Source organism: Kribbella sp. DT2 (genome assembly GCF_049844575.1).
Lineage (GTDB): Bacteria > Actinomycetota > Actinomycetes > Propionibacteriales > Kribbellaceae > Kribbella.
Map to the genome: position 1 here is coordinate 17,064 of NZ_JBNCLH010000008.1, position 12,700 is coordinate 29,763.

The 12,700-nt window shown below is 66.0% G+C and carries 15 protein-coding genes; 7 read left to right on the forward strand and 8 right to left on the reverse strand.

What is annotated here, in order from left to right; translation table 11 throughout:
- Nucleotides 1–54: 54 nt before the first annotated feature.
- Nucleotides 55–249 carry a helix-turn-helix domain-containing protein gene (locus tag ACLQ2O_RS30045; RefSeq protein ID WP_425837905.1) on the reverse strand — a complete coding sequence of 65 codons (195 nt, stop codon included), beginning with the start codon at nucleotides 247–249 and terminating at the stop codon, nucleotides 55–57.
- Nucleotides 250–1,005: 756 nt separating this feature from the next.
- On the opposite strand from ACLQ2O_RS30045, the gene ltrA reads away from it, so the two are divergent.
- The 3 genes from ltrA to ACLQ2O_RS30060 all read left to right on the forward strand — a co-directional run bounded on the left by ltrA (nucleotide 1,006) and on the right by ACLQ2O_RS30060 (nucleotide 4,176).
- Complete coding sequence (gene ltrA, locus ACLQ2O_RS30050) at nucleotides 1,006–2,199, forward strand: group II intron reverse transcriptase/maturase (protein ID WP_425839112.1); 1,194 nt, start codon at nucleotides 1,006–1,008, stop codon at nucleotides 2,197–2,199.
- Nucleotides 2,200–2,306: 107 nt separating this feature from the next.
- Nucleotides 2,307–3,053 carry an SDR family NAD(P)-dependent oxidoreductase gene (locus ACLQ2O_RS30055; RefSeq protein WP_425837907.1) on the forward strand — a complete coding sequence of 249 codons (747 nt, stop codon included), beginning with the start codon at nucleotides 2,307–2,309 and terminating at the stop codon, nucleotides 3,051–3,053.
- Nucleotides 3,054–3,243: 190 nt separating this feature from the next.
- The gene (locus tag ACLQ2O_RS30060) at nucleotides 3,244–4,176 is read left to right on the forward strand and encodes a phosphotransferase (RefSeq protein ID WP_425837910.1); all 933 of its coding nucleotides are present in this window, start codon (nucleotides 3,244–3,246) and stop codon (nucleotides 4,174–4,176) included.
- A gap of 43 nt (nucleotides 4,177–4,219) precedes the next feature.
- On the opposite strand, the gene ACLQ2O_RS30065 is transcribed toward ACLQ2O_RS30060, so the two are convergent.
- Nucleotides 4,220–4,774, reverse strand: a complete 555-nt coding sequence (locus ACLQ2O_RS30065; protein ID WP_425837912.1) for a hypothetical protein — start codon at nucleotides 4,772–4,774, stop codon at nucleotides 4,220–4,222.
- Nucleotides 4,775–4,962: 188 nt separating this feature from the next.
- Here ACLQ2O_RS30065 and ACLQ2O_RS30070 point away from each other — a divergent pair, with 188 nt between their 5' ends.
- Entirely contained in the window at nucleotides 4,963–5,355 is a 393-nt protein-coding gene (locus ACLQ2O_RS30070) for a MerR family transcriptional regulator (protein WP_425837915.1), read from the forward strand.
- Nucleotides 5,356–5,392: 37 nt separating this feature from the next.
- On the opposite strand, the gene ACLQ2O_RS30075 is transcribed toward ACLQ2O_RS30070, so the two are convergent.
- From ACLQ2O_RS30075 to ACLQ2O_RS30085, 3 genes are all read right to left on the reverse strand, one after another.
- Entirely contained in the window at nucleotides 5,393–6,367 is a 975-nt protein-coding gene (locus tag ACLQ2O_RS30075) for an aldo/keto reductase (protein ID WP_425837918.1), read from the reverse strand.
- A 50-nt stretch (nucleotides 6,368–6,417) separates the two neighbouring features.
- Nucleotides 6,418–6,954: a hypothetical protein gene (locus tag ACLQ2O_RS30080; protein ID WP_425839114.1), complete on the reverse strand. Its 537-nt coding sequence runs from the start codon at nucleotides 6,952–6,954 to the stop codon at nucleotides 6,418–6,420.
- Nucleotides 6,955–7,072: 118 nt separating this feature from the next.
- Complete coding sequence (locus ACLQ2O_RS30085; RefSeq protein ID WP_425837920.1) at nucleotides 7,073–7,459, reverse strand: YybH family protein; 387 nt, start codon at nucleotides 7,457–7,459, stop codon at nucleotides 7,073–7,075.
- 179 nt (nucleotides 7,460–7,638) lie between these two features.
- Between ACLQ2O_RS30085 and ACLQ2O_RS30090 the strand changes: the two genes are divergently transcribed.
- Nucleotides 7,639–8,460 (forward strand): dienelactone hydrolase family protein, encoded by an 822-nt coding sequence (locus ACLQ2O_RS30090; RefSeq protein ID WP_425837923.1) that lies wholly within the window; start codon nucleotides 7,639–7,641, stop codon nucleotides 8,458–8,460.
- A gap of 136 nt (nucleotides 8,461–8,596) precedes the next feature.
- Here the strand turns inward: ACLQ2O_RS30090 and ACLQ2O_RS30095 are convergent, their stop codons facing one another.
- Genes ACLQ2O_RS30095 through ACLQ2O_RS30105 form a run of 3 tightly spaced genes read right to left on the reverse strand, consistent with a single transcriptional unit; the run spans nucleotide 8,597 to nucleotide 11,100 of the window.
- Nucleotides 8,597–9,517, reverse strand: coding sequence for a TniB family NTP-binding protein (locus tag ACLQ2O_RS30095; RefSeq protein ID WP_425837926.1), 921 nt, complete (start codon nucleotides 9,515–9,517; stop codon nucleotides 8,597–8,599).
- Nucleotides 9,518–9,527: 10 nt separating this feature from the next.
- The gene (locus ACLQ2O_RS30100; RefSeq protein WP_425837929.1) at nucleotides 9,528–10,778 is read right to left on the reverse strand and encodes a Mu transposase C-terminal domain-containing protein; all 1,251 of its coding nucleotides are present in this window, start codon (nucleotides 10,776–10,778) and stop codon (nucleotides 9,528–9,530) included.
- Complete coding sequence (locus ACLQ2O_RS30105; RefSeq protein ID WP_425837932.1) at nucleotides 10,699–11,100, reverse strand: helix-turn-helix domain-containing protein; 402 nt, start codon at nucleotides 11,098–11,100, stop codon at nucleotides 10,699–10,701. Before ACLQ2O_RS30105 ends, ACLQ2O_RS30100 begins: the two co-directional genes overlap by 80 nt.
- A 71-nt stretch (nucleotides 11,101–11,171) precedes the next feature.
- Here ACLQ2O_RS30105 and ACLQ2O_RS30110 point away from each other — a divergent pair, with 71 nt between their 5' ends.
- Nucleotides 11,172–11,429: an integrase core domain-containing protein gene (locus tag ACLQ2O_RS30110; protein ID WP_425837935.1), complete on the forward strand. Its 258-nt coding sequence runs from the start codon at nucleotides 11,172–11,174 to the stop codon at nucleotides 11,427–11,429.
- A 986-nt stretch (nucleotides 11,430–12,415) separates the two neighbouring features.
- Nucleotides 12,416–12,688: a hypothetical protein gene (locus tag ACLQ2O_RS30115; RefSeq protein ID WP_425837938.1), complete on the forward strand. Its 273-nt coding sequence runs from the start codon at nucleotides 12,416–12,418 to the stop codon at nucleotides 12,686–12,688.
- The last annotated feature ends 12 nt before the right edge of the window (nucleotides 12,689–12,700 follow it).

Sequence of the window (12,700 nt, forward strand, 5' to 3'; positions counted from 1 at the left end):
TGTTGGCCGGCTCGATATCGTCGGCAACTGGTTCGCGTCGGTTCGACAATGACTTCAGGTGGTCGACAGGCTAGCTGTGGGGACCCGCCAGGACGTGTTCTTGCCGGTCCCGATCCTGAAACCTGGCAGGCCACCGGACCGCAGCTCACGGCGTACGGTTTGTACCGACAAGCGCAGGATCGCCGCCACCTCGTCAGGATCGAGGACGTTCGGGCGCCCGTCGAACAGTTTCTCGATGCCAAAGCTCACGGCAACCAGTATTGCCCGCTCAGGGCTGGTCGCGCGTGGGTCGGTTCTCCGCTCGTAAGATCCGATCATGTTGCGTCCTGGAAGCTGGATCAGGCCAGCGGGTGTGAGTCCCGTCCCGGTAGGTACCGGAGCGCCGGGTAGCAGGCCCCGGTTCGTCGGAGAGATCTGGCGGGCTGAGCGGGGTGTCGAGAGCCTCTTTGGAGGGAGCAAGCGTGCGGGCCGCAGCGTTAAGCGAACTCTGCAGCCTCGTCAGATTGACAGTGGGAGAGCTGAGCCGCTCATGTCACGGCGGAGGCCGTGCCTGGCGGGCCCTGTTCCGGGGTCAGCTCGTCGGGTCTCTGCGGGGTACGGGTGGTGGCACGTGCGCACGGTCTGGTTCGGAACAGGAGAGACCCGTCTGTCTGGCCTTTGTCGGGCAAAGACCGGTCGTATAAGCCGATGGTGAAAGCGTCCGGAGGGCAGCGGGAGTCCGACGGGGTCGTAGTACCGGTGATCGGCGTGGAACATAACGCGCCGGGAGGGAAGGGCCCTGACTTTGATCATGTGTGTGGAGAGGGTAAGCGCAAGGGCATGACCGGGATCGCCCGGTCCAACTACCCCGGCGGGCAATCTAGGCTCGTCGATTCCGGGGTTCGGCTGCGGTCGGATCCGGGGAACGTGCGAAGACTTCAACGTGCGCTATGGGCTGCGGCCAAGCAGTCTTCAGGGCGGCGTTTCCATGCTCTGTTTGACCGGATCCATCGAGGTGACGTCTTGGTGGAGGCGTGGGAACGGGTGCGAGTAAATCGTGGCGCGGCCGGGGTTGATCGGGTGACTTTGGCAGCGGTGGAGGGTTATGGCGTGGACCGCATGTTGCGTGAGTTGCGTGATGATCTCCGTGGTGGGTCTTATCGTCCGTCGCTGGTGCGGCGGGTGGAGATCCCGAAACCGGATGGCCGGATGCGGCCGCTGGGTATTCCGACGGTGCGGGACCGGGTCTGCCAGCAGGCGGCCAAGTTGGTGCTGGAGCCGATTTTCGAGGCGGATTTCTTGCCGTGCTCGTACGGTTTCCGGCCGAAGCGGTCCGCGACTGGCGCGTTGGAGGCGATCAGGGTGGCGTTTCCGCGGGGACGGCAGTTTGTCTTCGAGGCCGACATCCGTGATTTCTTCGGCACGATCGATCATGACAAGTTGATGGATCTGGTCGGGCAGCGGGTCAGTGATCGTCGGGTACTGAAGCTGCTTCGGCAATGGTTGAGTGCAGGTGTGCTGGACCCTGTGAAGGGTGTGGTCTCGGAGACGGTCACCGGGACGCCGCAGGGCGGGGTGATTTCCCCGTTGCTGGCCAACATTTTCCTGCATGCGTTCGATCGGGCCTGGGCTGAACATGGCACTGGCGATTTGGTCCGTTACGCGGATGATTTCGTGGTGTTGTGCCGGTCAGGCAGTCAGGCCGAGCAGGCTCATCGCAGGGCGCAGGTCTTGTTGGGTGAGTTCGGGTTGGAGCTGCATCCGGACAAGACCCGTGTGGTCGATCTCCGGGAAGGTAAGGAAGGCTTTGATTTCCTCGGGTGCCATCTTCATGCTCGCATGTCGGGCCGGTTGTGGGAGCAGCGGCGGATACGCCGCTATTACCTGCATCGCTGGCCGTCGCAGCGGTCGATGAAGCGGGCCCGTGCCAGGGTCAAGGTCCTCACCGGTCGGAGCCGGGTCGGAACAGAGTTGCAAGACACCATCGCCGCGTTGAATCTTTTCCTGCGGGGATGGGGCAGCTACTTTCGCACCGGTAACGCCTCCGTCAAGTTCACCCAGATAGACCGGCACGTTGCGTGGCGGCTGAAACGTCTGCTGATCAAGAGGCGCGGACGCAACCTGCGCGCCGGGCAGGCCGATAGGTGGACTCCGTCCTGGTTCCACGACCAGGGACTGCATCAACTCGCTGGCACTATCCGCTACCCGAAGGCTGCGTAACCATGTCAAGAAGATCATCGGTAAGCCGTATGCGGGAAAACCGCACGTACGGATTGAAAGGGGGATGGGGAACCACGCCGGCAACGGCAGTGCGCCCCTGACTACCAATGGCGCGCACCGTGGTGATCAGCGGCGGAGGAACTGGCATCGGGTTCGCAGTCGCGGAGACGTTCGCCTCTGAAGGCGACCAGGTGGTCCTGCTCGGCCGCCGGCAGAGCAAGCTCGCTGAGGCCGCCGAGAAGATCCTCGGCGCCGCCTACTTCTCGGCCGATCTCACTGATCCGTACGCCACTCGGGCAGCCGTCGACTTCATCTCCCAGCAGTACGGTGCCGTCGACGTCATCGTTCACAGTGCCGGCGGGAACGGCGTCCTCGAAACGCCGGTTGAGCATGCGGATCCGCTGGAGGCGATCGCTCACGATTGGTCGCTGAACTTCCGGCTCAACACCCTGACAGCTGTACTGCTGACGGAGGGGCTCAAGGAGCACCTGGTCGACGGCGCCGGGCGCGTGCTGTTCATCACCTCGATCGCGGCGTTCCGCGGATCCGGTCGGGTGCCGTACGGCGCGGCCAAGGCCGCGCTCCACCCGTACGCCGTCCGGCTCGCTCAAGAGCTAGGACCGCGGCGCATCACGGTCAACGCCGTCGCGCCCGGACTGATCGATGAGACGCCGTTCTTCGGACAACCGATGACCGAAGAACGACTGAAGCTGCGCGTCGAAGAGACCGCGACCGGCCGGGTCGGCGTACCGAGCGACGTAGCGAAGACGCTGCGCTTCCTCGCCTCCGAGGACGCTAGTCACATCACCGCGCAGGTGATCCAGGTCAACGGCGGCGTGGCAAGCAGCCGCTGACCCGCCCGAGCGTGGGTCGGTCAGGGGCAGGAGCTGCTGTCTTCAGCAGCCAGCCTCACCAGCGCTCGAGGGCTGACCTCGATCAACGCCGTACGGCGTCACCTCGCGCCGGACCGACCACTGCCTTGCTGTGCAGCAGGTCGAGCAGACCTTCGCGGAGTTCGCCATCGCCGGCGTCTAGAGTGCCGCCGTGCGCACCGACCTTGACGAAATCCTGCACACCGCCTGCAGCCAGCAAAGCATCGACCCGACGGACGCGAAGCTGATCCACCACTACAGCAACGCGGTCTACATCCTGCCCGCTGCCGGAGCCGTCGCCCGGATCAACACCGGTGGTGAGACCGCCAGCCGCCTGGAGACCACCCAAGCGATCACATCGTGGCTCGTCGCAGACCAAGGATTCGCGGCCACAGCTCCATTGCCCGGAGCTGACCTTGTTCAGACCGACGCGTCGACCGTGGTCACGTTCTGGATCTACTACCGCCAGCCAGTCACCGCCCCTGAACTCACCTCGACGCACCTCGGAGAGCTGCTGCGCACCCTCCATCACACCCCACCACCGCCGATCGAGGTGTCGCCCTGGAAACCACTGGAGTCTCTCCAGAACGCACTCGCCGACCCAGCCGCTGACGACGCACTCTCCCCGAACGACCGGCGCTGGCTGATGCACCGGATCGAAGAACTGGAAACCGAGCTGGGCGAGCTGGAATGGCCGCTCGGCCACGGCCTGATCCATGGCGACGCATGGGCCGGAAACCTGCTGTGGTCCACCGACGATCCCCACCGCGCCATGGTCTGTGACTGGGATCGGGTCAGCCACGGACCCCTGGAAGTGGACCTGATCCCGACCTGGCATGCCGCGTTTCGCTACGGACGCGACGAGGCCTGGATCCAAGGCTTCGTCAAGCGCTATGGCTACGACCTCCGCGACAGCATCGGCTACGAAGCGCTTCTGGCCATGCGTGATCTCGCCCAGCTACCCGGACCGATCCGCCGGGTGTCGAACCCGTCGTACGCAGCAGTGCTCCGCCAGCGGCTCAACGCGATCCGCGCCGGCCACCGGCCGGAAACCTGGGTCACCGCTCCAACGACTCGGCAAGGATTGCTACTGGGCTGGTGCTGACGACCGACGCCGCCGCGTTTTGCGGGGGCCTCGGTCGTACCGGTCAGCTCGGCTCGGCGGCAGGCACCGTCAGCGGTGAGTACCGTCCGAACCACGCATCGATGACGACGCCGTCGACGTCGATCGGGTCGGCGCCGTACGACGCCGTACACCGCTCGAGCATCCTCAGCAGCGCCAACAGCCGCCGCGACGTTTCACACAACCCCGGTCTCCTCCCCGGTCGTTGTATCGGGCAACACGCGCTCAGCGTTACTGTCCCCCGGGCGGTGGGGAAGTGTCGGTACGTCGGCCGGGCGACGTCGGGCCTCAGCCGGACGAACCGGGCGGCGTGGCGTACGCGGCCGGCCTGGGCAGCGGCGTCGGCCGCGAGCTCGACAACCAGCGTTGGCTCGACCTTGGTGAGCGGCCGCTTGGCCGATCGCCAGCGCGTCGAGATCTCGGCTGGCCAGGGGTGGCCGGGTTTCGCTGGAGTCAGGACGGCCCCGAGCTGGACTGACTGCGACTCGGTAAGGGCGGTGGTGTGCGCGAACACGACGAGCTCGCCGGACCGGTAGCGACCGACGATCACGTACTCGGGGCGGTCGATCGGCCCGATCACGCCGCCCACGATTCCATCGACCGTGTTGCGCCGCTTGATCCTTTATGGGGCTGAGTTTGGCGTCGTGCATTGTCGCGCGGGGTGGTTGATCGACTGGTGCGCGACACCTCCTTCGGACGTGGGGCGATCTTCTGCAGCTTGACACCAGGCTTGACCTGGAGCACGCTCCAGGTCGGATGATGGACCGCATGAGGTCATACGCACCGGCCGAGGCATCCGAGCGCACCGGTCTCAGCCTGGACACCTTGCGCTACTACGAACGCCTCGGCCTGTACGGCCCGGTCAGGCGTACGGCCGGCGGCAAGCGGATCTACACCGAACTCGACGTGGCCTGGGTGCGACTGCTGGTCTGCCTGCGCCAGGCCGGCTTGGGGATCACCGACCTCCAGCGGTTCATGAGCAGACTGCGTGACCGATCGAACGACAACGCCGACGTGGTCGAACTGCTCGAGAGTCACCGGGCCAGACTGCGAGCCGAGGTCGCCAAGGTGAACCTCGCGCTCGGCGTTCTGGACGGCAAGATCACCCACTACCGCACGCAAGCCTCGGCCAACGGACCCGGCGACCGATCCGGTTCGTGACCCCCGTCGAACGACGTGGCCACGTCACCAGATCCGCTCAGAGGAAGTACGGATAGGGCGATCGTTCCGGCTCACTGGCGAGGTCGAGCCGTTCCATCTGCTCCGGCGTGAGCGACCATCCCACGGCACCCAGGAGATCGTCGAGGTAGCTCGGCGTCCGCGGGCCGATAATCGGCGCGGTGACCCCCGGGCGCTGCAGCAGCCAACGGACTGCCACCTGCGGCATCGTACGCCCGGCACCCTCCGCGACCGCCGCCAGTTCCTCGATCACACGCCAGGTGTGGTCGTTGGCATACCGGTCCCAGGAATGACTTCCAGGCGACGAGAGCTTACTGTTCTTCGGCGGCGCCGTCATGCCACGCCGGTAGCCGCCGGACAACCATCCGGAACGCAGGGGAGACCAGGTGATGACCCCGACGCCTTCGTTCTGGCACACCGGAAGCAGCTCCCACTCGGATGCCCGGTCGAGAAGGGTATAGAGCGGTTGCAAACTGGTGAGTGGCTCCCAGCCGTGCTGCCGGCACCGGTCGATCGCCTGCTGGAGTTGCCATCCACGGAAGTTGCTGGCTCCGATGTAGCGGACCTTGCCGGACCGCACGAGGGTGTCGAGGGTCGACAGCGTCTCGGTAAGCGGTGTGCCGTCGTCCCAGAGATGCATTTGATAGAGGTCGATGTAGTCCGTACCGAGACGGCGCAGGCTCGCATCGACAGCTTCGAGAATGTGCTTGCGAGATAGGCCGCGGTCGTTCGGCTGTCGCCCCATCGCGCCCCCGACCTTGGTCGCGATGACATGGTCGTCACGCCGCTGCGTCTTCAGCCAACGGCCGAGCACTTCCTCGGACCTGCCCTCGCCATAGACGTCAGCGGTGTCGATGAAGGTTCCGCCTGCCCCCGTGAACTTGTGCAGGATCTCCATACTGGCCTGTTCGTCCGTCCGGTCGCCGAACATCATCGCGCCCAAGCACAGTTCACTGACCTTGAGACCGGTCGCTCCGAGATATCTATAGTCCATGCACGGCACGTTAGGACCTGGAGCGCACACCAGTTCAAGTCGCTTCGCCATCAGCCAGCCACCACTCGTCCCCGACACCTGTCGCGCACTACCGCCGGATGCCAGGCTGCCACCTGACCTGGGCACCTTGTGCCGGACGCGAACCGATCGGACACCCCCACCCCAATAGAATTCACCTTGAGCCAGTCGGTCCTCCGCCCGCCGACGTACCGGCTCGACGCTCCCTTGCACACAAGGCCTTCGATGCCCATCGCATCCGGCAGGACGTCGAACCACTCGCGGGCCTCGTCGATGTCGTCAGTCGCCGGGCACAGCTGCAGCAGCGATGTACTAGCCCAACCTTCAGCGAGGCCTTCGAGGCGGGTACGGCGTACCGTCCAGCGCAGCCGCCGCAGGTCGACGCCGCCGATCGCGAGCAGGTCGAACGCGACGTACGACGTCGCCGGCCCCCGGCCGGAGGAAGTCGCCATGCGGCGCTGGAGCGCGTCGAACGACAGTCGCCCGTCGACGTAGGCGACCAGCTCGCCGTTTATCTTGAGTCGATCGCTGGGTCCTGCCGTTTTGCTGGTTGTGAGCGTCGTGGACATGTCCACGACGGCGCAGTCGATCTGGCCGCCGCAGCACCGTGGACTCGAGCTGGACTCGGGGCTGGCACCGTGGTCATGGGCAACTAGGCGACCGGGCTGGCCGCCGGTCCAGCTCGAGTTAGGCGCTGAGGTGTTCGTGGATCATCTGCCAGCGGCCGTTCTGTTTGATCATCGCGTTCGTGCCTCGGCCCTGGCCTTCGCGCCTCTGGCCGTTGGTGTAGCCCATCCAATGGAAGCGGTATCGCACGACGGCGCAATCAGCTGAAGCAGAGACCCAGTGCAGGTCACTGATCGTGTAGACCTCGTCTTGAATCTCGTCAAAGGTTCGCTGAACAGCATCCGCGATGGCGTCGATGCCTTCAAAGGACCCGTCGGTGAACCAGTAGGTCGCGTCGGCGGCGACGAGCTCTCTCCAACGGTTCACGTCGTGTGCGTTGGTTCGCTTGTCGTACTCCGCCATGAAGGCGTCGAGCTCGGCAATCAGCGCATCGGTTCGATTCTCCATTCCGCCAGCCTGTCAGAAGGTTCCGACCTTTCCTTGCCAGGCTTCGCCGTAGGCTTGCGGTCGTGCCCGCCGCCCGTCCGGTCAAGGTCGATGCGCCGTGACCGGTCAACCGCTTCTGGACTGTGCGAAGCCGTCCCAGCCATCCCGCGCGTCATGATCGGAAGGCACTAGAAGGACCTGTGAACGTATTCCAGTGGATTGGCGAGCCGGTCACCGAGCGCGGCGTAACCGAGCGTCGGTTCCGCCTGGTGCGGGGCGTGGATGTCGTCCCGGGCATCTTGTGGCTGCCGCCGCGGCCTGAGCGACCCCTTCCGCTCGTCCTCATGGGGCATGGTGGCAGCGGTCACAAGAGGGCCGATCGGCAACTACGTCTTGGCCGTTGGTTCGCCGGCGAGTCACAGATCGCAGCCGTCGCAATCGACGGTCCTTACCATGGCGATCGGGTAACCGAGCCGGTCGACAGTCGGCAGTACCAGGACCGGATGGCGGCGATCGGAGTCGACACGGTCACCGACAGCATGGTGGGCGACTGGTGCGCGAGCCTGGATGCCCTCGGTGAACTGGACGCCATCGATGCCAGCCGCGTCGCCTATCTCGGCTTCTCGATGGGGACACGGTTCGGGCTGCCGTTTGTGGCCGAGGCAGGTCGCCGGCTGTGCTGCGCAGTACTCGGCAAGTATGGAATGCGCCAGCCGCCCGCCATGCCGGCTGCGGTGAACATGGCTTCGCGATTCACCCGGGACGCTCCCCGGATCACTGTCCCGGTTCTGTTCCATGTGCAGTGGGATGACGAACTCTTCCCCCGCGCCGGACAGTTCGAGTTGTTCGAGCTCCTGGGATCGCCTGACAAGCAGCTGATCGCTTTCCCGGGCACGCACCGAACCGCGGCGCCGGCAGCGATCAGGACGTGGTGCGATTTCGTTAGCCATCACCTCATAGGTGATGGCTCGGGGCACTCGGGAGCGCAGGTCAGAAGAGGGAATCGCGACCGACATGACTAGCGTCAGCCCTATCCGTCTTGCAGCCGGCGCTGGGACACGTCGACCACGGACGAATCGACCGGTCGACGACGGGCTGCTCTGAGTTCGCCGTGAGCGGCCGGCCGGGGATGCACCGGCCATCTGCCCACCGTGGTGGTCATGCGAGCTCGCGCTCGAACAGGCGGCGCCGTTCGGTCGGGCCGGCGTACGTTGCCTGCTGCAGCGTGGCCTGGTTGATCGACTCCGCACCGGTGGTGATCGCGACCGTCGCGGCTGCGGTGAGGAGCGTGGCGAGTTCACCGATCGTTCCCTCGCTGCGAGTCAGCAGGTACGACGTCATCGCCGGTGTGGCAATCGGCGACGGCCGGTGCAGCGGGTACGACGCGGCGAAGCTGGCCATCAGCGAACACGCGTCACCGGTCGGCTCCCACGTCGACAGAGTCAGCGGCGCGAACCTGTTCTCCAGCTGATCGTCGGCCAGGATTGCGAGATAGGCGTCGCGGGTGCCGACACCGACCAGCGGGATCCGCAGCTCGTTGCCCAGAAACCGCAGCAGGTTCAGGAACTCGCGCCGACGATCACTGCGGCCGCCGAGCATGTTGTGCAGCTCATCAATGATCAGCATCCGTACGCCGGTAGCTCGCAGCAGTCGCACCACGACCTGTTCGGCCTCAGCGGCCCGGTAGTTGCGCTGGGGCGCGCCGACCGCGGCCAGGATCGCGGCATAGAAGCGTCCGACCGAGGGTTCGGACGGCATCTGCAGCACCAGCACCGGGATCTCTTCGCGGTCTTCGTGGGAGATGACCGGGTGGGTACGGCGGAACTTCTCGATGATCATCGACTTGCCGTTGTTCGTCGGGCCAACCAGCAGCAGGTTGGGCATCCGCTGCTTGGCCGGCCACGCCAGCAGCGTCTCCAGTCGCTGCAACGCTTCGTTGGCGGCCGGGTAGCCGATCCACCGGTCAGCCCGGATGTAGCCCAGCCGCTCACTGGCCGGGAGATCGGCGATCGGCCGCACCGACTCGTGCAGGTGACTCAAGTCGAGATCGCCGGCGTCGAGCCCAGTCTGCGTGGTCACCACTGCTCGATCACCTCGAACGGCTCGGCCGCGCTTGGCTGGGTGTCTGCCGGTGGCGGCGGCACGACCCGGTCGACGGCAGCCGGCACGGCGCTACGCCGCTCTCTGTCCCGCCGCGCCTTGCGGGTCGTCGTTGCGGCCGTATCGGTGATGTCGCGCATCTGGGCGACCGTGGCGAACAACAGCTGCTCGTCGACGTCGGCGCGGCCCTGCTCACGCAGGCGGGTGATCGCGGCCTGCTGTTCCCAAATGCTGATCGGTGGTCGCGACAGGATCCGGTACGGCACCTGCAGGTACGTCGTACCGTCCGGATCGAGCGCCCAGATCCGGGAGATGTCGCGCGGATCCCGGCGCAGCACGAACTTGCCAGCTGAGCGCGCTGCGCGATCCACGGTTTGAGCGCGTCGCAGTAGTACTGCACGTGGTCGACCTGGAATCCGCTGCGCGTGACGGTACGGCGGATCACCGGCAGGAAGTCGATCAAGAACGCGGTCTCGTTCGACACCGTGCCCGGCGTACCGTCCCGCTCGGCCAGCTCTGCCCAGATCGCCGCCGGCGTCCGACTGAGGCCGTCGTGGATCTGGCCGTGGTAGCAGGCCACCGCCAGCGCCAGCCACGCGTTCAGCTCGGTCATCGTCATCACCGCGCGGCCGTCGGAGTCGTAGGCGCCGCGCTCGCCGACGTTCGAGAACGTCGTACCGGGCAGCTCGTCGTGGACCAGGCGCATCATCGTGCCGATCACCCGCTCCACGATCCCGCCGAAGTGCGGCAGACCCGGCGGCCGGTACGACAGCGCGATGCCGTGCTGCTCGCAGCCCCGGCGCAGCGCCTCGCTCTTGAACTCCGCTGCGTTGTCCACGTACAGCTCGTGCGGCTTCCCGCTCATCGGCCACACCGCATCCACCCCCAGCTGCTCCAGCCAGGCCTGCTTGCCGGTCGCCATCCGCGCCAGGCACAACCCGACCGACGTCGCCGACGGAGCTTCGAGTGTCACCACCAGGCCGACGATGCAGCGGCTCACCACGTCGATCGCCACGGTGACGTACGGGCGGCCGATCGGCAGCCGGTGCCGCTCGTCGACCACGATCACGTCGACCGGTGTGTGATCCATCTGCACCTGCTGCAGCAGGCCGACGATCTCGGGCGGTGCGCCGCCCGCTGACCGCTTCGAGCGGGCAGCGTCACGTCCCTCCCGTGCCTGCGTGGCCTTCAGCGGATCCAGCTGCGCGACCCGGCGCAGCACCGTGCCACGAGACGGCACCTGCAGGCCGTGGACCCTGCAGGCCGTGGACCCTGCACAGTCTGGTGATCTCGCGGCTGACCGCTGCGACCGAGCGGCGCTGACGGGTCAGGTACCGAGCCTGCAGAACTTGCCGGATGATCGCCTCGACGTCGTCGGACAGTCGGCTTCCGCCGCGACCACCGGTGGACCGGCCCGGCAGCAGATCCGACACCACACCGCCGCCGGTACGCCACCGGCCCAGCAGCACGTAAACCTGGCGCCGCGACAGCCCGAGCTCGTCGGCTGCCTCGTCCACTGCGGTCACGCTGGCCGTGTCGACCGCGGCCAGGCGGCTGATCACCGCGGCCTGCCGTACGGCGGCCTCCCACAGCTGATCCGGCGCCGTACACTTCCGCCCAGTTCGCTGCGACTTTGAAGAACAATAATCTTCGTCAATCAGTCGGCAGGACCGGCAGCTGCTACGACAACGCTATGGCGGAATCTTTCTTCGGCGCCCTCAAGAACGAACGCACCCACCGCACCGAGTATCCGACTCGCGAGCACGCCACTCGCGATATCGCCCGCTACATCGAACTACGCTACAATACTAAACGCCGTCACTCAGGGCTCGGCTACCGTACCCCGCAGCAAGCCCATGACGACTACCTGGAAACACAATCTGCCGCCTGAATTAGCCATCAAAAGGCTGTCTGGAAACGCGTGGCACCTCAGATCCCGCCGGTGGCAAAGATTGGATTGCGTCGGGTTCGGCAACGGTGTCGAGGTCGTTGCCTCCGGCTCTCAAACTTCCAGCTGAGCGCAATCGTGCTCGAACACCCGGTTCGCTCGTGAGGTTGGTGCAACCCCGGGGGCTGATGCACTCACCGGATAACTCACCGCTTTCAACGGCAAACAGCCGCGACTTATGACTACCGACCGCATGCCTCAATACTCATACCTGCAGGTCACGACCAGCAACGAGCGTCGTCGACCACGGTTGACAAGCCTGGCACGAGAAAGCGGTGGTTAGGGGTTCGAGTCCCCTCGTCGGCTCTCTGAACTGGGCTTATGCCCTGGTGGCCATGGAAGAAATGGCCCCAACTGACTTCCGGAACTTGTGTGAGGTCACCCAACTGCCACGACCTCGTTCTGCGTCTTCTCAGCCGCGCGCCGGAAGGCCTTCAGGCTCTTCCCCAACTCGGCTCGACGCCGGTTACCGACCGGCGGACGCGCCCTCCGTAGCGCGCTTTGCACGTTGTGCGGATCCCGGAAGCCGCCGTTGGAGGCCGGGAACAGTGGCGCGTCTGGCGGCGTCTCCGGAGTCCATCGGGCGTTGACCACCTCCAGCGCCCAGCCCGGCAGAATGAGAAGCGTTCACCGGCCGCCGTCTTCACTTCCCGCCATACCAGACCCTGCCTGCGGAGACGCTGGATCTGGTGGCTGCAGTCGACGACGCCCGTCTTCCGATCGATCCCGCTCCAGATCACGGCGAGCGTCTCGTGGAGTGGGTTCGGGACCACGGTGGTGGCGGTGTGATCGACGCGGTCGAGACGTAAAAGTACTCGCGGCAGGCGCCGCCTGCGAGTGGTGCACCGCAGGACATGCCGGCCGTGCCGGCGCCGACTCCGGTCGCTGGTGGATCAGCCGGGCTGCCGAAGGTCGGAACGCTCTCCGGGGTGAGTGCTTTACCGCACGAGGGTCTGTGGGCGGCCGCGCGGACGGATGCACAGGGGCGTCCGCTGGTGTGGACCTCGTGGTTCCGGCCTGATCCGGCGCACTTGCCGGTGACCGCCGCCGCAGCCTTGTTGCCGCGGGACGTGAAGATGACGTCCGACGTGGTCGCCGTACGGCAGAACCTCGATCTGGTCGTCACCGGTGGACGCCTGGTCGACGGATTGACCCTGAACGCGCAGGGGCGGTGGGGGAGCGTGCGGAGCCAGTTCCAGTAGACCTGGCGGTCC